We start from the raw sequence: 20,686 nt of genomic DNA on the forward strand, positions 1-20,686 counted from the left end.
CCCGCGCGTGTCGCCGCGTCTGATGCGTCCGAACTTCCGGGTGACGCCATCAGAGGACGCCGGCGGGCTCGGCGGGGCGGGCGGCGAGCTGGTCCACCAGGTCCGTCGGGGGTGTGAACCGGTCGCCGTAGCGGTCGGCCAGTTCGGCGGCGCGGGCCGCGAAGCCGGTCGGGCCGCCCGCGTACTGCCGGACGTAGCGGATCACCCCGCCGGTCCACGCGGGGAAGCCGATGCCGAAGATCGAGCCGATGTTGGCGTCGGTCTCGGTACGCAGCACCCCCTCGTCGAGGCAGCGCAGCGCGTCAAGCGCCTCGGCGAAGAGCATCCGCTCCTGTAGGTCGGTGAACGGAACCGCCCGACCCGCGTCCGTGGTCAGGTCGGCGAGGCCGGGCCACAGCCGGCCCCGGGTGCCGTCGTCGTAGGAGTAGAAGCCGCGACCGGCTGCGCGCCCCGGCCGGTCGTACGCGTCGACCAGTTCGTCCACCAGCCGGTGCGCCGGCAGGGGTCGGAACTCCTCGCTGGCCGCCTCGAACTGGCGGCGGATCCGCTGGATCAGCGTGAGGCTGACCTCGTCGGCAAGCGCCAGCGGCCCGGTCGGGTAGCCGGCCTGAAGGGCTGCCTGCTCCACCGATGCGGCGGGGACACCCTCGGCGACCATGCCGACCGCCTCGTCGATGAACCGGCCGATAACCCGGCTGGTGAAGAAGCCTCGACCGTCGTTGACCACGATCGGGGTCTTGCCGATGCGTCGGCCCAGGTCGAACGCCCGGGCCAGTGCCACGTCCCCGGTCCGCTCGCCCACCACGATCTCCAGCAGCGGCATCCGGTCCACCGGAGAGAAGAAGTGCATGCCGATGAAGTCCGTCGGCCGGTCCACGCCGGCGGCCAGCCCGGTGATCGGCAGGGTGGACGTGTTGGAGGCGAGCAACGCGTCGGGCGTCAGTACGGGCAGCACCTCGGCGAAGACCTGCTGTTTCAGCGCCGGGTCCTCGAAGACCGCCTCGATGACCGCGTCGCAGCCGGCCAGCGCGTCCGCCCGGTCGGTGGTGGTGATCCGGTCCAGCACGGCGCGGGCGTCCGCCTCGGTCGTGCGACCCTTGCGTACCGCGCGGGACAGCAACCGCTCGGCGTGCTCGCGGGCCCGGCCGGCGGCCTCCGGCGTGACGTCCTTGACCACGACGTCGAGGCCGGCGCTGGCGCAGGCGTACGCGATGCCCGCGCCCATCATGCCGGCCCCGAGCACCGCCACCCGGCGAACCGGTGGGGCGTCCACGGACGGCCGGGCCGCGCCCCCGTTGACGGCCTTCAGGTCGAAGAAGAAGGCACCGATCATGTTCTTGGCGACCTGTCCGGTGAGCAGCCCGATCAGGTGTCGGGTCTCCACCGTCAGGGCGGTCTCCAGGTCGACCTGTGCGCCCTCGACGGCGGCGGCCAGGATCGCCTCGGGCGCGGGCAGCCGGGCGCCCTTGAGCTGCTTGCGCAGCGTCGCCGGGAAGGCGGGCAGTTGTGCGGCAAGCGACCGGCTGGCCGGGGTGCCGCCCGGCATCCGGTAGTCCGGCCGGTCCCACGGCTGGGCCGGGTGCGGGTTGGCGGCGATCCAGGCCCGGGCGTGCTCCAGCAACTCGGCCGGCGTGGCGACCACCTCGTCGACGAGCCCGGCGGCCAGGGCGTCGGTCGGACGCATCCGCCGGCCGGTGAGCAGCACCGTGGTCAGCGCGCCGGCCAGGCCGAGCATCCGGACCGTCCGGGTGACCCCGCCCGCGCCGGGCAGCAGCCCCAGGGTCACCTCGGGCAGCCCGAGCCGGCTGTCGGGCACGTCGAGCGCGATCCGGTGGTGGCAGGCGAGCGCGATCTCCAGTCCACCGCCGAGCGCGGAGCCGTTGACCGCCGCGACCACCGGCCGGCCCAGCGTCTCCAGGCGGCGCAGGTCCCGCTTGATGGTGCCGAGCAGGTCGGCCAGCGCGGGCGCGTCGGCGCGGGTGGCCCGGATCATCTCGGGCAGGTCGCCACCGGCGAAGAACGTCGGCTTCGCGCTCGTCACGATGACCCCGACGAGATCGGGCTCGGCCTCCAGCCGATCGAGCACCGCGCTCATCGAGGCGGCGTACGCCCGGTTCATGGTGTTCGCGGACTGGGTGGGGTCGTCCAGGGTGAGCGTGACGATGCCGTCGGCGCCGCGGTCGTACCGGATGGTGTCGGTCATTGTCGTCCTCCGGGGTCAGCAGCGCTCGAGAACGGTGGCGACGCCCATGCCGCCGCCGATGCAGAGGGTCACCACGGCGCGGTGCAGGTCGCGGCGCTCCAACTCGTCCAACGCGGTGCCGAGCAACATGGCTCCGGTCGCGCCGAGCGGGTGGCCGAGAGCGATCGCGCCGCCGTTGACGTTCACCCGTTCCGGGTCGAGGCCCAGGTCACGGACGTACTTGAGCACCACGGCGGCGAACGCCTCGTTGATCTCGAACAGGTCGATGTCGTCGACCGTCAGCCCGGCGACGGCGAGCGCCTTGCGGGTGGCCGGGATCGGGCCGGTCAACATCAGCGTGGGGTCCGCGCCGCTGACCGCCGCGCCGACGATCCGGGCGCGCGGGGTGAGGCCGAGGTCCCGACCGATCTCACCCGAGCCGATCAGCACCAGCGCGGCACCGTCCACGATGCCGGACGAGTTGCCCGCGTGGTGGACGTGGTCGATCGCCTCCAACCAGTGGAACTTCTGCAACGCGACCGCGTCGAAGCCGGCCGCCTCGCCGAGGGTGGCGAAGGACGGGGTGAGCCGGGCCAGGGCCTCCCGGGTGGTCTCCGGGCGCGGGTGCTCGTCGACGGTGAGGATGTCCAGCCCGTTGCCGTCGCGGACCGGCACCACCGAGCGGGTGAAGTAGCCGCCGGCCCACGCCTTGGCGGCCCGCTCCTGCGACCGCAGCGCGTAACCGTCCACGTCGTCGCGGGTGAAGCCCTCCAGAGTGGCGATCAGGTCGGCGCTGACGCCCTGCGGCACGAACGACGTGGCAAGCGCGGTCTGCGGGTCGGTGGCCCAGGCCGCGCCGTCGGAACCCATCGGCACCCGGGACATCGACTCGACCCCGCCGGCGAGCAGCAGATGCTCCCAGCCGGAGCGGATCCGCGCGGCGGCCGAGTTGACCGCCTCCAGCCCGGAGGCGCAGAACCTGTTGAGCTGCACCCCGCCCACCTGATCGGGCAGTCCGGCAAGCAGCGCGGCGGCCCGTGCCAGGTCGCCGCCCTGCTCGCCGACCGGGGTCACGATGCCGAGGAGCAGGTCCTCCAACCGGCCCACGTCCAGGCCGGGGTTGCGCGCCCGCAACGCGTCGATCAGGCCGACCACCAACGAGATCGGTTTGACTCCGTGCAGCGCGCCGGTGTCCCGGCCGCGTCCGCGCGGGGTGCGCACCGCGTCATAGACGTACGCCTCAGAGGGCACGGGCGATCAACTCCTTCATGATCTCGTTGGTGCCGCCGTAGATCTTCTGGACCCGGGCGTCGGCGTACATCCGGGCGATCGGGTACTCCGTCGTGTAGCCGTAACCGCCGAAGATCTGCAGGCACCTGTCGACGACCTCGCACTGCCCGTCGGTGAGCCAGGACTTCGCCATCGCCGCGGTGGCCACGTCCAGCTCGCCACGGCTGTGCCGGACGATGCAGTCGTCCAGGAAGACCCGGCTGACCCGGGCGCGGGTGGCGCACTCCGCGAGCACCATCCGGGTGTTCTGGTGACCCATCAGGGTCTTGCCGAAGGCGGTGCGCTCCTTGGCGTACGCCACGGTCAGCGCGACCGCCCGCTCCATGGCCGCGACCGCGCCGACACCGATGACAAGCCGTTCCTGCGGGAGCTGCTGCATGAGCTGGATGAAGCCCAGCCCCTCGGCACCGCCCAGCAGGTTCGCCGCCGGTACCCGGAGTTCGTCGAAGAACAACTCGGCGGTGTCGTTGGCGTGCAGGCCGATCTTGGACAGCAGGCGCCCTCGACGGAACCCCACCGGGTCGCCGCCCACCTCGCAGACCAGCAACGAGACCCCGGCGGCCCGCTGCTCCGGGTCGGTCTTCGCGGCCACGATGACCAGGTCGGCCAGGCCGCCGTTGGTAATGAACGTCTTCGCCCCGGTGACCAGGTAGTCGTCGCCGTCCCGGACCGCCCTGGTCCGCATCGCCTGAAGATCTGAGCCGCCGTCCGGCTCGGTCATCGCAATCGCGCCGACCAGTTCGCCGCTGCACAGGCCGGGCAGCCAACGGCGCTTCTGCTCCTCGCTGCCGTACGCCGCCAGGTAGCCGGTGACGATGCCACTGTGCACGGCCAGCCCGAGGCTGCTCTCCCCGGTGTACGCCTGCTCGTGCAGCAGCACCGCCTCGTGGGTGAACCCGCCGCCCCCGCCGCCGTACTCCTCCGGGACGGACAGGCCGAGCAACCCCAGCTCACCGGCCCGCCGGTAGTGCTCGCGGTCCGGGTGGCCCTGCGTCAGCAGGCGCTCGGCGTGCGGCAACACCTCCTTGGTGAAGAAGGTGCGGGCCAGGTCGGCGAGGTCGTCGTGTTCCGGCTCGCGCCAGGCTGAGGGGGGACCGTCGGGCGTCGACATGTGCACCACCCTCGCGCCCTGTTGGCACCGTGTCAATAAGCGCTGCTGCCGCGCCTCGATCGCCAAGGCTCCGGTGAGGAGCGGTGGCCGACCGGCTGGCTGTCGATAGGGTCGGGCAGATGAGTGTCGAGACGGCTCCGCGCCGCCGCCGTTTGGAGCCGGACGCCCGGCGGGGGCAGATCCTCGCCTGCGCGGTCCGGTTGTTCGGCGAGCGGCCGTACGCGGACGTGTCGACCACCGACGTCGCCCGCGAGGCGGGTGTGGCTCGCGGCCTGGTCAACCATTACTTCGGTGCGAAGAAGGACCTCTACCTGGAGGTCGTCCGGGTCATGGTGACCATCCCCGAGGTTGCCCTGGAGCGGCTGCCCAAGGGTGATCTCCGGACCCGGGTCGACGCCAGCGTCACCTGGTTCCTCGACGTGGTGTCCCGGCACAGCACCTCGTGGTTGGCGGCGGTCACCGCGCGGGGGATGGGCGGTGACGCCGACGTGGAGCGGGTGCTCGCCGAGGCCGAGGAGGTCGCTGCGGACCGGATGCTCGTCGCCGTCGGGCTGACCGGTGAGGCGCAGCACCGCGAGGACCTACGCGGAATGGTCCGGGCGTACGGCGGGCTGGCCACGTCGACCGCCCGGGAATGGCTTCAGCGCGGCGCGCTGACCCGCGACCAGGTGCACCTCCTGCTGACCACCACCCTGCTGACCATCGTCGAGCAGGTCATCCCGCAGGTCCTCGCCGACCGCGAACCGACGCGACCAGAGCGCTGAACGCGCGACCAGAGCGCTGAAGCCGCTCAGCGCTGATCGCCGTCCGCCGAAGGGCGCCGGCCGCTCAGGCGGCGCGTCGGTCGCCGGCCTGGCCGGTACGAGCCGCCGGCGCGGCCTGGCTGGTACGGGCCGCCGGCGCGGCCTGGTCGGCATGCGCTGCCGGGGCGGCGAACCGGTCGGCCGCCTGCGCCGGATAGGAATCGGGGCCTACCACCCGCAACGGCCGGTCCACCTCGTCCGCCCCGAACCGCCAGCGGGACGGTGTCGGCTGCCGCTGTGGTGCCGGCCCACCGGGGCGCAGACCGGGCCGGGACAGCAGCACGGTGATCAGGTAGCCGACCACCAGGAAGCCGTGACTGATCAGCCGTTCCCCGCCCACCGACCCGGTGGCCAGGTCGTTCACCGACAGCAGCAGCAGCGTGCCGACGAACGCGCTGAGCATCGGCAGCAGCCCGGCGGGCGGGCTGCGGCGCACCGCCACGAACAGGAAGCCCGCGCCCACCGCCACGTTCCACGCCGCCGACTCGTGCCACAGGTGCTGGCCGGTGGGGTGCAGGTGATCGGCGGTCGCGCCCCGGCCCACCTGGGCCAGACCGAGCACCAGCTGCACCGCGCCGAGCAGCCCGAGCGCCGACCGCAGGCCGACGACGAGCGGGCCGCGCCCGAACACCGCACGCAGGCGGGCGACCGAACCACCACTTCCGAACGCCGGGCGCAACCCGGACGCCAGCCGACCTCGCCCGGTCACCCGCCACCACGGCGGTCGGGCCGGCGCCGCCGCGGTGGCGGCAAGGATCGCCGCCGTCCGGTCGGGCACCTCAACGACCAGTCGGGTACGAACCCGACGGGTCACCGCCGCCGCCGCCGTGAACCAGGCCCGGCACTCGGCACACCCGTCGAGGTGCCCCTGCACCGCCGTCAGTTCGGCGGCGGTCTCCTCCCCGTCCAGCTGCGCGGACAGGACCTCCCGCCACTGCTCACACCCCATGTATCGGTAGTCGCTCCGTGAGCCGCTCCGGTTCCCGGAGACCGTGACTGGTTGTGGAATACTCGCCGGATCATGACGCGTTACGGCCTGCTGATCCTGCCCGCCACCAACCGGGTGTACGCCCGCGCCGCCGTCGACCTCACCCGGGCCGAGCTGGAGATCTTCGGCCGCTCGGCGATCGAGGGCCGGATCGGCGAGCTGGACACCGAGGTCGTCGGAGGGGCGTCCTACGTCACCTTCGGTGGCGACGGTTTGACCGAGCGGGACCTGGCCGTCCTGGGCAACCTCTCCGCCGGGTACGCGCTCTTCGAGATCGTCGGTGAGCTGCTGCGGCCGATCGAGTGGCGCCGGCTGGACCGCTACGACGACGACCTGCTCACCATCCAGAAGTACCCGGGCAAGACCAACGAGCAGTTCACCAAGCTGCTGCTCAACGTCACCCTGCTCGCCTCGGACTGGGCCACCGAGATGACCAGCCGCCGGTTCCGGGTTCTCGACCCGCTCTGCGGTCGGGGCACCACGCTCAACCAGGCACTGATGTACGGCTTCGACGCCGCCGGGATCGAACGTGACCAGAAGGACGTCGAGGCGTACCGGGCGTTCATCACCACCTGGCTGAAGCAGAAGCGGGTCAAGCACCGGGTGCTGGAGTCGGGGCCGGTGCGGCGGGAACGCAAGGTGGTCGGACGACGGGTGCGGATCGAGCTGGCGGCGACACGCGAGGAGCACAAGGCCGGCCAGACGCAGTTGCTGGACGTGGTCAACGCCGACACCGCCCGCTCGGCCGAGTTCTTCCGCCCGGAGACCGTGGACCTGATCGTCGCCGATGCCCCGTACGGCGTGCAGCACGGCAGTCGTACCGCTGGGCAGGGGTTGACCCGCGACCCGCTGGCGTTGCTCGCGGACGCCGCGCCGGTCTGGGCCCGGTTGTTGCGCCCCGGCGGTGCGCTCGGGATCTCCTGGAACACCCACGTGGCCAGCCGCGATGACGCGGCGGCGACGCTTGCCGACGCCGGCCTGACCGTCGTCGACTCCGAGCCCTACCGGGCGCTGCGGCACCGGGTGGACCAGTCGATCATGCGGGACGTGCTGGTGGCCCGCCGCCCGGCCTGACCCGGCCTCGCCCCTCCGCCCCTCCGCCCCTCCGCCCCTCCGCCACGCCGTGCGCCAGGCCATCGGGGTCGCGCACGGTCTCGCGCCTCCTTTGCTCTGCACCCGCGGAGGCGACACTCACGGTCCGTAGCTGGCGCTTCCGCGGGTGCAGAGCAAAGGGGTGGACAACTTGTCTCGACCCCCCCGGACCGCCGCGGGTCTGTGCCGCATTTCACCTGTTCAGGGTGCCTCCGTGAAAACCACGTCAAGAAAAGGTTCGCCCCCGTCATGGTCGCGTTATGACCCCTGCCGTCCGGCGGGTGGTGGGGCTTTGATTGCCCGGCGCGACCGGAAGGCGGTCGCGACGAACCTTTCCGGCTGAGGAGTCAGCGTGTCTGACGTGGTGTTCGTGGTCCTGACGGTGGCGCTGTTCGCAGTGCTCGCCCTGGTGGTCCGGGCGGTGGAGAAGCTGTGAACGCGGTAAACGCCGTCGGTCTGGTGCTCGCGATCGTCCTGGGCGCGTTCCTGGTGTTCGCCCTGCTGTTCCCGGAGCGCTTCTGATGACCATGACAACAGCGGGCGTCATCTTCATCGTGACGCTTGTGGCGGCCCTCGTCGCCGTCTACAAGCCGTTCGGCGACTACATGTTCCGGGCGGTCTCCGGTACGAAACAGTCGCGGGTCGAGCGGGGGATCTTCCGACTGGTCGGGGTCAACCCGGCCGCCGAGCAGACCTGGGGCGTGTACGCCCGCAGCGTGCTGGCGTTCTCCGCGGTCTCGATCCTGTTCCTGTACCTGTTCCAGCGGGTGCAGAACCACCTGTGGCTGTCGCTGGGGTTCGACCCGGTGGTGCCGCACGGCGCGTGGAACACGGCCGTGTCGTTCGTGACCAACACCAACTGGCAGTCGTACTCGGGTGAGTCGACGATGGGTCACCTGGTGCAGATGGCCGGCCTGGCCGTGCAGAACTTCGTGTCGGCGGCGGTCGGCATCGCGGTGGCGGTCGCGCTGGTGCGCGGCTTCGCCCGCAGCCGTACCGGGCAGCTCGGCAACTTCTGGGTCGACCTGATCCGGATCGTGCTGCGGATCCTGCTGCCGATCGCGGTGCTCGGCGCGATCGCGCTGATGATCGGTGGGGCCGTGCAGAACCTCTCCGGCGGCACCGACGTGAGCACGCTGACCGGCGGCACCCAGACCATCACCGGTGGTCCGGTCGCCAGCCAGGAAGTGATCAAGGAGTTGGGCACCAACGGTGGCGGCTTCTACAACGTCAACAGCGCGCACCCGTTCGAGAACCCCACCACCTGGACGAACTGGCTGGAGATCTTCCTGATCTTCCTGATCCCGTTCAGCCTGCCCCGGGTGTTCGGCCGGATGGTCGGGCAGAACCGGCAGGGCTACGCCATCGCCGCGGTGATGGGCATCCTGGCGTTCCTCAGCGTCGCCATCACCAACATCTTCGAGCTGGCCGGCCACGGCACGGTGCCGCAGGCGATCGGTGCGGCGATGGAGGGCAAGGAGGTGCGGTTCGACGTGTCGAACTCGGCCACCTTCGCCGCCGCCACCACGCTCACCTCGACAGGTGCGGTGAACTCGTTCCACGACTCGTTCACCTCGCTCGGCGGCATGATGACCATGGTCAACATGATGCTCGGCGAGGTCGCGCCGGGCGGCACCGGTTCGGGGCTCTACGGCCTGCTCATCCTCGCGGTGATCACGGTCTTCGTGGCCGGCCTGATGGTGGGCCGCACCCCGGAGTACCTGGGCAAGAAGATCGGGTCACGCGAGATCAAGTTCGCTTCGCTCTACTTCCTGATCACGCCGATCCTGGTGCTCGTCGGTACGGCGGCGGCGTTCGCCACCGGCAACAACGCCACGGCGCTCAACGTCGGCCCGCACGGCCTCTCCGAGGTGCTGTACGCGTTCACCTCGGCCAGCAACAACAACGGCTCCGCCTTCGGCGGCATCACCGTCAACACCACCTGGTGGGACACCGCGCTCGGGTTGTGCATGCTGCTGGGCCGCTTCCTGCCGCTCATCTTCGTGCTCGCGTTGGCCGGCTCGCTGGCCCGCCAGGCACCCACCCCCGCGTCCGAGGGCACCCTGCCGACCCACCGACCGCTCTTCATCGGCATGGTCGTCGGCGTCACCGTGGTCCTCGTCGCGCTGACCTTCCTGCCCGCGCTCGCGCTCGGCCCGCTGGCAGAGGGGCTCTGACCATCATGAGGAACGAGGACATGTCCGTCACGTCCGCCCCGACAGAGCAACTCCCCGGCACCCCGGCCACCCAGGGCAACCGGATCGGCGGGGGCCTGCTCGATCCCAAGCAGTTGGTCCGGTCCCTGCCGGACGCGGTACGCAAGCTCAACCCCGCCACGATGTGGCGCAACCCGGTGATGTTGATCGTGGAGGTCGGCGCGGCCTTCACCACCGTCCTGGCGGTGACCGACCCGTCGGTGTTCGCCTGGGCGATCACCATCTGGCTCTGGCTGACGGTGGTCTTCGCCAACCTGGCCGAGGCGGTCGCCGAAGGTCGGGGCAAGGCCCAGGCCGCGACCCTGCGCCAGGCCAAGAAGGACACCATCGCCACCAGGCTGATCGACTGGAAGCCGGGCGCGCGGGCCAACACCTACCGCGACGAGGCGGTGCCCGCGCCGGAGCTGCGGCAGGGCGACATCGTGCTGATCGAGGCGGGCGGCATCGTCCCCGGCGACGGTGACATCGTCGAGGGCATCGCAAGCGTCGACGAGTCGGCGATCACCGGCGAGTCGGCCCCGGTCATCCGGGAGTCCGGTGGAGACCGCAGCGCGGTCACCGGCGGCACGAAGGTGCTCTCCGACCAGATCATCGTGAAGATCACCCAGAAGCCTGGGGAGAGCTTCATCGATCGGATGATCGCCCTGGTCGAGGGGGCCAACCGGCAGAAGACGCCGAACGAGATCGCGCTGAACATCCTGCTCGCCGCGCTCACCGTCATCTTCCTGCTGGCGGTGGTCACCCTCCAGCCGCTCGCCATCTTCTCCAAGGCGTACCAGGCGGCGGCACCGGACAGCGGCGCGATCACCGGCTCCGGTGTGACCGGCGTCGTGCTGGTCTCGCTGCTGGTCTGCCTGATCCCCACCACCATCGGGGCGTTGCTCTCCGCCATCGGCATCGCCGGCATGGACCGCCTCGTCCAGCGCAACGTGCTGGCCATGAGCGGCCGGGCCGTCGAGGCGGCCGGCGACGTCAACACCCTGCTGCTGGACAAGACCGGCACCATCACCCTGGGCAACCGGCAGGCCGCCGAGTTCGTACCGGTCGAGGGGGTCGACGCCGCGACCGTGGCCGACGCCGCCCAGTTGTCCAGCCTGGCCGACGAGACCCCGGAGGGGCGCTCGGTGGTCGTCCTGGCGAAGAACGAGTTCGGGCTGCGCGAGCGCGAGCCCGGCGTCATGCCGCACGCCACCTTCGTACCCTTCACCGCGCAGACCCGGATGAGCGGCGTCGACCTCACCCCGGACGCCAGCGTCGACGGCGGCGCGGTGGGCACGGCCCGTCGGGTCCGCAAGGGCGCCGCCGCCGCGGTCATGAAGTGGGTACGCGAGAACGGCGGTCACCCGACCGAGCAGGTCGGCGAGATCGTGGACGCGATCAGCGGCACCGGCGGCACCCCGCTCGTCGTGGCCGAGCACGTCGACGGTCAGCCCGCCCGCGCGCTCGGCGTCATCCACCTCAAGGACGTGGTCAAGTCCGGCATGCGCGAGCGGTTCGACGAGATGCGCCGGATGGGCATCCGGACCGTGATGATCACCGGTGACAACCCGCGTACCGCGAAGGCCATCGCCGACGAGGCCGGGGTGGACGACTTCCTGGCCGAGGCGACGCCGGAGGACAAGCTCGCGCTGATCAAGCGGGAGCAGGAGGGTGGTCGGCTGGTCGCGATGACAGGTGACGGCACCAACGACGCGCCGGCGCTCGCCCAGGCCGACGTCGGGGTGGCCATGAACACCGGCACGTCGGCAGCGAAGGAGGCCGGCAACATGGTCGACCTCGACTCCGACCCGACCAAGCTGATCGAGATCGTGGAGATCGGCAAGCAGTTGCTGATCACCCGTGGCGCGCTCACCACGTTCAGCATCTCCAACGACATCGCGAAGTACTTCGCGATCATCCCGGCCATGTTCGCCGGCCTCTACCCGAGCCTGGACGCGCTGAACATCATGCGCCTGGCCAGCCCGGAGTCGGCGATCCTCTCCGCGGTCATCTTCAACGCCCTGGTGATCATCGCGCTGATCCCGCTCGCCCTGCGCGGCGTGCGGTACCGGCCGGCCGCCGCGTCGAAGCTGCTCAGCCGCAACCTCCTGGTGTACGGGCTGGGCGGCATCATCGTGCCGTTCATCGGGATCAAGCTCATCGACCTGCTCATCCAGTTCTTCCCGGGGATTTCGTGATGCGTCTACCCACCTGGATCGCCCAACACCTCGCCGCGCTGCGCGCCGTACTCGTCCTCACGGTGCTGCTCGGCCTGGTCTACCCGCTGGCCCTGGTAGCGCTCGGTCAGCTACCCGGCCTCAACCACAAGGCCGACGGCTCGCTGATCACCGTGGGCGGCAACACCGTCGGCAGTTCGCTGATCGGCCAGTCGTTCACCGACGCGGACGGCAACCCGGTCGCCCGGTACTTCCAGTCCCGCCCGTCGGCTGCCGGCGACGGTTACGACCCGACCTCCACCTCGGCAAGCAACCTGGGCCCGGAGAGCGTCGTCGACACCATCGCCACCGACCCGGAGGAGTCCAGCGAGAGCCTGCTCACCCAGGTCTGCGGGCGCAGCAAGGCGGTCGGTGAGCTGAACGGGGTCGACGGTCGACGCCCGTACTGCACCGCCGACGGGGTGGGCGCCGTGCTCGCGGTGTTCCGCGCGGATGGCCTGACCGGCCCGGTCACCCGGGTGGTCAGCGTCAACCAGGCCGCCCCGGCGACGCCGTTCGTCGGCTCGTACCAGGGCGTCACCGTCGAGTTGGCACAGCCCGGCGAGGACTACGTGGCGGCCGGTGGGGTGGTCACCCCGATCCGGGGCGACGCGCCCGCCGATCCGGCGGTGCCCGCCGACGCGGTCACCGCGAGCGCCAGCGGCCTCGACCCGCAGATCAGCCCGGCGTACGCCGAACTGCAGGTGAACCGGGTCGCGCGCGAGCGCGGCGCGGACCCGGCGGCGGTCCGCAAACTGGTCGAGGAGCACACCGACGGGAGGGCACTCGGCTTCATGGGTGAGCCCGGCGTCAACGTGCTCGAACTCAACCTCGCCCTCGACAAGCAGTTCGCCGCGCGCTGAGCACCCTCGGGGGCGGGGCCGTGCCGACCGGGCGCGGCCCCGCCCACCGATCTGAGCAGGGAGGATGGACCCGTGCCACGCGGAGAACTGCGCATCTATCTCGGGGCCGCCCCCGGCGTCGGCAAGACGTACGCCATGTTGGAGGAGGCCCAGCGGCGGGCCGCCCGCGGCACCGACGTGGTGATCGGCTTCGTGGAGACGCACGGCCGTCAGCACACCGCGGCGATGCTCGGCGACCTGGAGCAGGTGCCCCGCCGCAGCATGGACTACCGGGGTGCCGAGTTCACCGAGATGGACCTGGACGCGGTGCTGGCCCGCCGCCCCGAGATCGCGATCGTGGACGAGCTGGCGCACACGAACGTGCCCGGTTCCCGGCACGACAAGCGCTGGCAGGACGTCCAGGAGCTGCTCGACGCGGGGATCGACGTGCTGTCCACGGTCAACGTGCAGCACCTGGAGTCGGTGAACGACGTCGTCGCGCAGATCACCGGCACCACCCAGCGGGAGACCGTGCCGGACGAGATCGTCCGCGCCGCCGAGCAGGTCGAGCTCGTCGACATGACCCCGGAGGCGCTGCGCCGCCGGATGGCGCACGGCAACATCTACCGACCCGACAAGATCGACGCCGCGCTCGGCAACTACTTCCGGGTCGGCAACCTCACCGCGCTGCGTGAGCTGGCACTGCTCTGGCTGGCCGACAAGGTCGACGAGCAGCTCGACCGGTACCGCAGCCAGCAGGGCATCGCCGCCACCTGGGAGGCCCGGGAACGGGTGGTGGTGGCGCTGACCGGCGGCCCGGAGGGCGAGACGCTGATCCGCCGCGCCGCCCGGGTGGCGGCCCGCAGCAAGGGCGCCGACCTGCTCGCCGTGCACGTGGCCCGCAGCGACGGCCTGGCCGGGGCAGACCCGGCCCAGTTGGCCCGCCAACGTGTGCTCGTGGAGAGCCTGGGCGGCACCTACCACCAGGTGCTCGGCACCGACGTGCCGGCCGCGCTGCTCGACTTCGCCCAGGGCGTGAACGCCACCCAGTTGGTGCTCGGCGCCAGCCGGCGGGGTCGCCTCGCGCAGATCTTCGCGAGGGGTGTCGGGGTGACCACCACCGCGCTCTCCGGCTCGATCGACGTGCACCTGGTCACCCACAAGCAGGCCGGCAAGGGCCGCCGGGCGGCGGCGGTGCCGGCGGCGCTGTCCCGGCGTCGCCGGCTGCTCGGCTTCGGGCTGGCGGTGCTGGGCATGCCGCTGCTCACCGTGCTGCTGAAGACCCTGCCCGACCTGACGTTGACGAACGACATCCTGCTCTTCCTCGCCGGGGTGGTCGGAGTCGCGCTCGTCGGTGGGGTGTGGCCGGCCCTGGTCGCCGCGCTCGGCGGCTCGCTGCTGCTCAACTGGTTCTTCACCCCGCCCTTTCGCACCCTCACCATCGCCGAGGCCGACAACCTGCTCGCCCTGGCCGTCTTCGTCGGGGTGGCCCTGGCCGTGAGCTGGATCGTCGACGTGGCCGCCCGGCGTACCCGGGAGGCCGCGCGGGCCGCCGCCGACGCGCAGACCCTCGCCGCCGTCGCCGGTGGCGTGCTGCGCGGCGAACGTCCCCTGCCCGCCCTGCTGGACCAGCTCCGGGAGACCTTCGGGCTGCGCGCGGTGAGCGTGCTGGAGCTGGCCGAGGAGGCCAGCGGACGCCCCGACCGGGCCCGCGAGGAGCACGCCTGGCACGTCGTGGCCAGCGTCGGTGAGGGCCCGCCCTGCACCCCGGAAGGCGGGGAGACGGCGGTACCTGTCGACGAGCGGATCACCGTCGTGCTCTGCGGTCGACGGCTGGAGGCCGCCGACCGGCGGATCGTCGAGGCGTTCGCCGCCCAGGCCGCCGTCGCGCTACGCCAGGAACGACTCGCCGAGGAGGCGGCCACCGCCCGACCGCTCGCCGCCGCCGACCGGATGCGTACCGCGCTGCTCGCGGCGGTCAGCCACGACCTGCGTACGCCCCTGGCGTCCGCGAAGGCGGCGGTGACCAGCCTGCGCAGCCATGACATCGAGTTCGACGAGTCCGACCGCGAGGAGCTGCTGGAGACCGCCGAGGAGTCGCTGGACCGACTCGCCCGGCTGGTCGGCAACCTGCTCGACATGAGCCGGCTCCAGGCGGGTGTCCTCGGCATCTCGGCCACCGCGATCGGCCTGGAGGACGCCGTACCCCTGGCGCTCGACGAACTTGGCCCGGCGGCCGCGACCGTCGGCACGGACATCCCGGCCGACCTGCCGGCCGCCACCGCCGACCCGGGCCTGCTGGAACGGGTGCTCGTCAACATCGTCGCCAACGCGCTGCGCTACAGCCCGCCCGGTCAGCCGCCCACGATCACCGCCAGCGCCCACGCCGGCCAGGTCGAGTTGCGGGTGATCGACCGGGGGCCGGGCATCCCGGAGGAGCAGTGGGAGCACGTCTTCCTGCCGTTCCAACGCCTCGGTGACCGGGACAACCAGACCGGCGTCGGTCTCGGTCTTGCCCTGTCCCGGGGATTGGCCGAGGCGATGGGTGGCAGCATCACCCCGGAGACCACCCCCGGCGGTGGGCTCACCATGGTGCTGCGGCTGCCGGCCGCGCAGACCACCTCGGAGGGGCCGCAGGAATGACGCGCATCCTGGTCGTCGACGACGAGCCGCAGATCCTGCGTGCCCTGCGCATCAACCTGCGTGCCCGCAGGTACGACGTGGACGTCGCCGGCACCGGGGCCGCCGCGTTGAAGGCCGCCGCCAGTCACCCGCCCGACCTGGTGGTGCTCGACCTCGGCCTGCCCGACATCGACGGCGTGGAGGTGATCAGGGGTCTGCGCGGGTGGACCACCGTGCCGATCATCGTGCTCTCCGGCCGGGCCGGCAGCGAGGACAAGGTCGCGGCGCTCGACGCGGGGGCGGACGACTACGTCACCAAGCCGTTCGGGGTCGAGGAGCTGTTGGCCCGCATCCGCGCGGTGACCCGCCGCCTCGGCGCACCGAGCGAAGCGGTGCCGGCGCTGCGGATCGGGCAGCACACCGTCGACCTGGCCGACCACAGTGTGCGCAGGGACGACGGCACCGAGGTCAAGCTGACCCCCACCCAGTGGAGCGTGCTGGAGAAGCTGCTGCGGCACCCCGGCAAGCTGGTCAGCCAACGCCAGCTCCTGCAGGACGTGTGGGGACCGGAATACCAGAACGAGACCAACTACCTGCGGCAGTACCTGGCTCAGCTGCGACGCAAGTTGGAGGACGACCCGGCCCGCCCTCGCCATCTCATCACCGAGCCGGGAATGGGTTACCGTTACCGGCCATAAGCCGTTGACACCCGTCAATCTCCACCGGTGACCCCCCGGGAGCCCTGCCGTGTCCCTGCACCTGTCCCGTCGTCGGCTGCTGACCGTCGGCGGCGCCGGCCTCGTCCTGGCCAGCCTCGACGGCCCGTTCCTGGCCGACCCCGCCCGAGCCGCCGTCACCACCGCCGACCTGGTCGTCTACGGCGCCACCTCCGGCGGGTTGGCCGCCGCGATCACCATGCGCCGACTCGGCCGCACCGCGGTGGTGGTGGAGCCCACCAGCCACGTCGGCGGCTTGAGCACCGCCGGGCTGGGCGCCACCGACACCGGCGTCCAGGCGTCGATCGGCGGGCTGGCCGCCGAGTTCTACCGCCGGGTGTACGTGCAGTACCACGGCGGAACCCTCACTCCGACGTCGCCGCTGCGGATGACCTTCGAACCGCACGTCGCCGCCGCCGTCTTCGCCGAGATGCTCGCCGAGGCGGACGTGCCGGTGGTCGTCGACGCCCGGCTGAGCGGCATCGGCCGCACCGGCGACCGGATCACCGAGCTGCGCACCGAGGACGGGTCGATCTACCGGGGCGGCATGTTCGTCGACGCCACCTACGAGGGCGACCTGCTGGCCATGGCCGGGGTCGGGTTCACCGTCGGGCGGGAGTCCAACGACACCTACGGCGAGACGATCAACGGGGTGCAGTCGCGCAACACCCACCAGTTCGCGCACCCCGTCGACCCGTACGTGACGGCCGGATCGCCGGCAAGCGGCCTGCTCCCGGGCATCTCGGCCACCCCGCTCGCCCCGCAGGGCAGCGGCGACGACCGGATCCAGGCGTACTGCTTCCGGATGTGCCTGACCCAGGCCACCAACCGGATGCCGTTCGGCAAGCCGTCCGGCTACGACCCGATCCGGTACGAGCTGCTGCTGCGGCACATCCAGGCCGGCTACGCCGGACCGTACTTCACCACCCACTCGATCGGTGGCGGCAAGACCGACTCCAACAACAACGGTGCCGTGTCGACAGACGACATCGGCTTCAACTACGCGTACCCGACGGCGAGCTGGGCGGCACGGGAGAGCATCATCGCCGAGCACCGCACCTACCAGCAGGGGCTGATGTGGTTCCTGGCGAACGACAGCCGACTGCCGGCGTCGGTGCGCGACTCGACGGCCCGGTGGGGGCTGCCGGTGGACGAGTTCACCGGCACCGGCGGCTGGCCACCGCTGCTCTACATCCGCGAGGCCCGACGGATGGTCTCCGCGTACGTGATGACCGAGGCCGACTGCCGGGGCCGGGTACGCGCCACGGACTCGGTGGGCCTGGCCAGCTACACGATGGACTCGCACAACTGTCAGCGCGTGGTGGTCGACGGGAAGGTCCGCAACGAGGGTGACGTGCAGATCGGCGTGCCGGCGCCGTACCCGGTGAGCTACCGCTCGATCGTTCCGCACCAGGCGCAGTGCGCCAACCTGCTGGTGCCGGTCTGCCTCTCGGCGAGCCACATCGCGTACGGCTCGATCCGGATGGAACCCGTGTTCATGATTCTCGGGCAGGCGGCAGCCACCGCGGCGACCCTGGCACTCGCCGGTAACCTTCCCGTGCAGGCCGTTCCGGTGCCCACCCTCCAGGCCCGGCTGCGCCAGGACGGCGCGGTGCTGGAGTGGGGTTCCACGAGCGAGGTGATCCTGGACAATGCGTCGTCCACCGGGATCACCCGGGCCGGGACGTGGTTGCGCAGCACCAGCACCGGCGGTTACTACGGCCCGGACTACGAGCACGACGACAACGCCGGCAAGGGGGTCAACCGCCTGCGGTTCCGCCCGACGCTTCCCGCCTCCGGGTCGTGGACGGTACAACTGCGCTGGACCGGGCACCCCAACCGGGCGACGAACGTGCCGGTGGACATCGAGTACACCGGCGGGCTGACCACCAGGACCGTCGACCAGCGGCAGGCCGGCGGCCAGTGGGTGGCGCTCGGCACCTACCCGTTCACGGCGGGCACGGGCGGCAGCGTGTTGATCCGTACCGAGGACACCGACGGCTACGTGGTCGCCGACGCGGTCCGCTTCGTCCGCGCCTGACTGACGGTCTGCGGTCGTGCGTCGGCCCGCGGTCGTGCGTCGGCCCGCGGTCGGGCGGCGGTCTGCGGTCGGGCGGCGGTCTGCGGGTCCAGCGGCGGTGCCACCAGCAGCGGGTCGACCTGGATCACGTCGATGCCCAGCGGGCGCAGCATGCCCCGCAGCGCGGACTCGCACAGCTCCTCCCAGCGCTGGTCCGCGCCCATCGCGGCGACGAGCAGCTCCGGTCGGGTGAAGGCGATGCCCACCCGTCGCCCCTGCGGCGAACGGCCGGTCCGCACCGTCCGCACCAGCCGTCCCGGCAGGTCACGCACCGGAACGGCGAAGATTATCGGGGCCTCGTCCATGGTCGGGTTGGTCCTTTCCACACGTGTCGGAAGAGTGGTCGTCATCAGTGGCGCCGCAACGGCGACGGTCATCTGCTGAATCGTTCGAGGTCGTGGGCGAAGCGGCGGATCGTCGCGGCCCGCGCCCAGGATGGCGCGGGCACCGCGATGACCGGCACGTCCGCGTGTGTCACGCAGTACCTGGTGACGTGGCCACGGGACCTACCGAACCGGCCGCGTTCCGGGCTGCCGACGACAAGCAGGTCCGACTCCCGGCACGCGTGGTCGACGAGCACCTGCCCGGCGTACCCCTGGGTCGCCACCAGCCGCACGGTCACGTCCCGGGGGACCCCACCGAGCGCCGCGTCGAAGACGCTGCGCAGGTAGACGAGGGCCGCCCGGTCGCACTCGTCCTGCCACCGCCAGGTCAGGGTGCCGGGCCGCCACGTCGGGGCGAAGACCCACGCGCGGACGGCGTCCAGCCGCGCGCCGTCGCGGCGGGCCAGCTGCATCGCCCGGCGCAGCGCCTGCATCCCGGCGAACGAGCGGTCGACTCCCACCACGACCCGGTGGGCACCGGCGGGGCGGCTCATGCGGCGGACCCCATCCGGGCGTCGGTTGCGGCGAGCGTGCCGGCCGCCGTGGTCAGGTCGAGTGCGCGCAGGATGTAGTTGGCCTCCGCCACCTCCACCCTGGCGCGCAGGCGCAGATCGGCCACGGCGCGGTGCAGCACGGTGATGCTGCCGGCCGAGAGGCGGACCACGGCGTCGACGTCGGCGGCGATCCACCACGCCGCGACGGCGCACGGCTCGTGCCGCAGGTACTCCACCAGGTGGCTGCCGGGCGCGGACGGGCCGAGCCGAACGCTCACCAGCGCCTCGTGCCGCCGCTCCGGTTCGTCCGCTCTGGTCGCGGGCCCGCCGGGGTCGCTGGCTGTGTCGGTGCCGGGTGGCAGGTTCCCGCGTTCCCAGCGTGTCATCCGCCAAGGACTCATGGACCCATCGTCACCATGACGCGGCGGCGGAGCACCTGTCGATACGCCGTTTCGACGGCTCACCGTCGTTTCTTGACGCCACGTTCACGCGGCTGCCGGCCGGGAGCACCGACACGGCGAGTAACGTTCCCAACGGACCAAGATCGGCGTACGAGGAGGCACAGTGCTGACGACGACGGTGGACATCCCGACCAGCGACGGAGTGGCGGACGCGAGCCTGACCCGACCGGACGGCGACGGTCCGTTCCCGGCGGTGCTGCTCTTCATGGACGCTTTCGGGCCGCGCCCGCGCCTGGTCGAGATGGCCGAGCGGATCGCCGAGCGCGGCTATCTGGTGCTGACGCCGCACCTGTTCTACCGGGCCGGCCGGGCACCGCTGTTCGACCTGTCCCGACTCGCCGAGGCGGACCAGCGTGGCGCCCTCTTCGAAAAGATCATGCCGCTGGTCGGCGCGCTGACCCCCGAGGTGATCAGTCGGGACACCGGCGCGTACCTGGACTTCCTGGCCGCCCGCGACGACGTCCAGCCGGGCCCGGTCGCCATCACCGGATACTGCATGGGCGGCACGAACGCGCTGCGGGCCATCGAGGCGTACCCGGACCGCATCGCGGCGATCGCCAGCTTCCACGGCGGGCGGATCGTCACCGACGCGCCGGACAGCCCACACCTGGGCGTCGGCTCGATCACCGGCGAGGTGTACTTCGGGCACGCCGACGCCGACCAGTCGATGACGCCCGAGCAGATCACCACGCTGGAGAAGGCGCTCGACGCCGCCGGAGTGCGGTACCGCTCCGAGGTGTACGCGGGAGCGCACCACGGCTACACCATGGCCGACACCCCGGCGTACGACGAGCAGGCCACCGAGCGGCACTGGACCGCCCTGTTCGACCTCCTGAACCGTGCCCTGCCAGTCAGCTGACAGGTCTCCGTTCCGGCAATCTTGGACAGAGCCCGCCGAGGGGCGGGCCCATTCCACCGCCCAGCGGCCCGCCGATGACCCCGCAACCAGCGCTGCCTCGTCGATCATGGAGTCGTGGTGGGTAATAAAACGCCACAAGTTCGCCAAATCCGGCACCACAACTCCATGATCGACGGGACCTGGGCCGCCCTGCTCCGCGATCTTGCACTTGCTGTCCCGACATAAGGGGCAATTCCGCTCCTATCGACAACCACAATTGCAAGACGCTTCTATGTCTGTGGTGATCGGTTCGGTCGGTTGCCGATAGGGTTCGGCGTCAATGATCATTTGGGTGACTCGTTGCCGATCCGGC

The 20,686-nt window shown here is 71.6% G+C and carries 17 protein-coding genes; 10 read left to right on the top strand and 7 right to left on the bottom strand.

Annotation, left to right across the window (positions count from 1 at the left end):
• Positions 1-49: 49 nt before the first annotated feature.
• The 3 genes from AB0C15_RS25575 to AB0C15_RS25585 are packed head-to-tail and all read right to left on the bottom strand — an operon-like array spanning position 50 to position 4,583.
• Positions 50-2,203: a 3-hydroxyacyl-CoA dehydrogenase NAD-binding domain-containing protein gene (locus tag AB0C15_RS25575; protein WP_357355941.1), complete on the bottom strand. Its 2,154-nt coding sequence runs from the start codon at positions 2,201-2,203 to the stop codon at positions 50-52.
• Between the two features lie 15 nt (positions 2,204-2,218).
• Positions 2,219-3,433 carry an acetyl-CoA C-acetyltransferase gene (locus tag AB0C15_RS25580; RefSeq protein WP_357355943.1) on the bottom strand — a complete coding sequence of 405 codons (1,215 nt, stop codon included), beginning with the start codon at positions 3,431-3,433 and terminating at the stop codon, positions 2,219-2,221.
• Complete coding sequence (locus tag AB0C15_RS25585; RefSeq protein ID WP_357355945.1) at positions 3,423-4,583, bottom strand: acyl-CoA dehydrogenase family protein; 1,161 nt, start codon at positions 4,581-4,583, stop codon at positions 3,423-3,425. The genes AB0C15_RS25580 and AB0C15_RS25585 overlap by 11 nt, the downstream gene beginning before the upstream one ends.
• Before the next feature lie 119 nt (positions 4,584-4,702).
• Here AB0C15_RS25585 and AB0C15_RS25590 point away from each other — a divergent pair, with 119 nt between their 5' ends.
• Positions 4,703-5,347 carry a TetR/AcrR family transcriptional regulator gene (locus AB0C15_RS25590; RefSeq protein ID WP_357355947.1) on the top strand — a complete coding sequence of 215 codons (645 nt, stop codon included), beginning with the start codon at positions 4,703-4,705 and terminating at the stop codon, positions 5,345-5,347.
• Positions 5,348-5,411: 64 nt separating this feature from the next.
• Here the strand turns inward: AB0C15_RS25590 and AB0C15_RS25595 are convergent, their stop codons facing one another.
• Positions 5,412-6,335 carry a zf-HC2 domain-containing protein gene (locus AB0C15_RS25595; RefSeq protein WP_357355949.1) on the bottom strand — a complete coding sequence of 308 codons (924 nt, stop codon included), beginning with the start codon at positions 6,333-6,335 and terminating at the stop codon, positions 5,412-5,414.
• A 72-nt stretch (positions 6,336-6,407) separates the two neighbouring features.
• On the opposite strand from AB0C15_RS25595, the gene AB0C15_RS25600 reads away from it, so the two are divergent.
• From AB0C15_RS25600 to AB0C15_RS25635, 8 genes are all read left to right on the top strand, one after another.
• Complete coding sequence (locus tag AB0C15_RS25600; RefSeq protein WP_357355951.1) at positions 6,408-7,448, top strand: SAM-dependent methyltransferase; 1,041 nt, start codon at positions 6,408-6,410, stop codon at positions 7,446-7,448.
• Between the two features lie 450 nt (positions 7,449-7,898).
• Positions 7,899-7,988 (top strand): K(+)-transporting ATPase subunit F, encoded by a 90-nt coding sequence (gene kdpF, locus AB0C15_RS25605; RefSeq protein ID WP_036390805.1) that lies wholly within the window; start codon positions 7,899-7,901, stop codon positions 7,986-7,988.
• The gene (gene kdpA / locus AB0C15_RS25610) at positions 7,988-9,643 is read left to right on the top strand and encodes a potassium-transporting ATPase subunit KdpA (RefSeq protein ID WP_357355953.1); all 1,656 of its coding nucleotides are present in this window, start codon (positions 7,988-7,990) and stop codon (positions 9,641-9,643) included. Before kdpF ends, kdpA begins: the two co-directional genes overlap by 1 nt.
• Before the next feature lie 20 nt (positions 9,644-9,663).
• Positions 9,664-11,859, top strand: coding sequence for a potassium-transporting ATPase subunit KdpB (kdpB, locus tag AB0C15_RS25615; protein ID WP_357355955.1), 2,196 nt, complete (start codon positions 9,664-9,666; stop codon positions 11,857-11,859).
• Positions 11,859-12,740, top strand: coding sequence for a potassium-transporting ATPase subunit C (locus tag AB0C15_RS25620; protein WP_357355957.1), 882 nt, complete (start codon positions 11,859-11,861; stop codon positions 12,738-12,740). Before kdpB ends, AB0C15_RS25620 begins: the two co-directional genes overlap by 1 nt.
• A gap of 72 nt (positions 12,741-12,812) precedes the next feature.
• The gene (locus AB0C15_RS25625; RefSeq protein WP_357355959.1) at positions 12,813-15,362 is read left to right on the top strand and encodes a DUF4118 domain-containing protein; all 2,550 of its coding nucleotides are present in this window, start codon (positions 12,813-12,815) and stop codon (positions 15,360-15,362) included.
• Entirely contained in the window at positions 15,359-16,039 is a 681-nt protein-coding gene (locus tag AB0C15_RS25630) for a response regulator (protein WP_210859434.1), read from the top strand. Before AB0C15_RS25625 ends, AB0C15_RS25630 begins: the two co-directional genes overlap by 4 nt.
• Before the next feature lie 49 nt (positions 16,040-16,088).
• Positions 16,089-18,098 carry an FAD-dependent oxidoreductase gene (locus AB0C15_RS25635; protein WP_357355961.1) on the top strand — a complete coding sequence of 670 codons (2,010 nt, stop codon included), beginning with the start codon at positions 16,089-16,091 and terminating at the stop codon, positions 18,096-18,098.
• Here AB0C15_RS25635 and AB0C15_RS25640 read toward each other — a convergent pair.
• Genes AB0C15_RS25640 through AB0C15_RS25650 form a run of 3 tightly spaced genes read right to left on the bottom strand, consistent with a single transcriptional unit; the run spans position 18,059 to position 19,415 of the window.
• Complete coding sequence (locus AB0C15_RS25640) at positions 18,059-18,514, bottom strand: SAV_915 family protein (protein WP_357355962.1); 456 nt, start codon at positions 18,512-18,514, stop codon at positions 18,059-18,061. The two genes, AB0C15_RS25635 and AB0C15_RS25640, sit on opposite strands and share 40 nt — an antisense overlap.
• Positions 18,511-19,014: a universal stress protein gene (locus AB0C15_RS25645; RefSeq protein ID WP_357355964.1), complete on the bottom strand. Its 504-nt coding sequence runs from the start codon at positions 19,012-19,014 to the stop codon at positions 18,511-18,513. The genes AB0C15_RS25640 and AB0C15_RS25645 overlap by 4 nt, the downstream gene beginning before the upstream one ends.
• Positions 19,011-19,415: a hypothetical protein gene (locus AB0C15_RS25650; protein ID WP_357355966.1), complete on the bottom strand. Its 405-nt coding sequence runs from the start codon at positions 19,413-19,415 to the stop codon at positions 19,011-19,013. Before AB0C15_RS25650 ends, AB0C15_RS25645 begins: the two co-directional genes overlap by 4 nt.
• Before the next feature lie 163 nt (positions 19,416-19,578).
• On the opposite strand from AB0C15_RS25650, the gene AB0C15_RS25655 reads away from it, so the two are divergent.
• Positions 19,579-20,334, top strand: coding sequence for a dienelactone hydrolase family protein (locus AB0C15_RS25655; RefSeq protein ID WP_357355968.1), 756 nt, complete (start codon positions 19,579-19,581; stop codon positions 20,332-20,334).
• Positions 20,335-20,686: the final 352 nt, after the last annotated feature.

Origin of the sequence: Micromonospora sp. NPDC048835, assembly GCF_040649995.1 — a bacterium.
GTDB lineage: Bacteria > Actinomycetota > Actinomycetes > Mycobacteriales > Micromonosporaceae > Micromonospora.

What these genes read in the sequence shown, in the direction of transcription:
- AB0C15_RS25620 (WP_357355957.1), top strand. Translation starts at nt 11,859, where the DNA reads ATGCGTCTACCCACCTGGATCGCCCAACACCTCGCCGCGCTGCGCGCC.
- AB0C15_RS25600 (WP_357355951.1), top strand. Translation starts at nt 6,408, where the DNA reads ATGACGCGTTACGGCCTGCTGATCCTGCCCGCCACCAACCGGGTGTAC.
- AB0C15_RS25575 (WP_357355941.1), bottom strand. Translation starts at nt 2,203, where the DNA reads ATGACCGACACCATCCGGTACGACCGCGGCGCCGACGGCATCGTCACG.
- AB0C15_RS25595 (WP_357355949.1), bottom strand. Translation starts at nt 6,335, where the DNA reads ATGGGGTGTGAGCAGTGGCGGGAGGTCCTGTCCGCGCAGCTGGACGGG.
- AB0C15_RS25640 (WP_357355962.1), bottom strand. Translation starts at nt 18,514, where the DNA reads ATGACCGTCGCCGTTGCGGCGCCACTGATGACGACCACTCTTCCGACA.
- AB0C15_RS25590 (WP_357355947.1), top strand. Translation starts at nt 4,703, where the DNA reads ATGAGTGTCGAGACGGCTCCGCGCCGCCGCCGTTTGGAGCCGGACGCC.
- kdpA (WP_357355953.1), top strand. Translation starts at nt 7,988, where the DNA reads ATGACCATGACAACAGCGGGCGTCATCTTCATCGTGACGCTTGTGGCG.
- kdpB (WP_357355955.1), top strand. Translation starts at nt 9,664, where the DNA reads ATGTCCGTCACGTCCGCCCCGACAGAGCAACTCCCCGGCACCCCGGCC.
- AB0C15_RS25630 (WP_210859434.1), top strand. Translation starts at nt 15,359, where the DNA reads ATGACGCGCATCCTGGTCGTCGACGACGAGCCGCAGATCCTGCGTGCC.
- AB0C15_RS25645 (WP_357355964.1), bottom strand. Translation starts at nt 19,014, where the DNA reads ATGAGCCGCCCCGCCGGTGCCCACCGGGTCGTGGTGGGAGTCGACCGC.
- AB0C15_RS25650 (WP_357355966.1), bottom strand. Translation starts at nt 19,415, where the DNA reads ATGAGTCCTTGGCGGATGACACGCTGGGAACGCGGGAACCTGCCACCC.
- AB0C15_RS25585 (WP_357355945.1), bottom strand. Translation starts at nt 4,583, where the DNA reads ATGTCGACGCCCGACGGTCCCCCCTCAGCCTGGCGCGAGCCGGAACAC.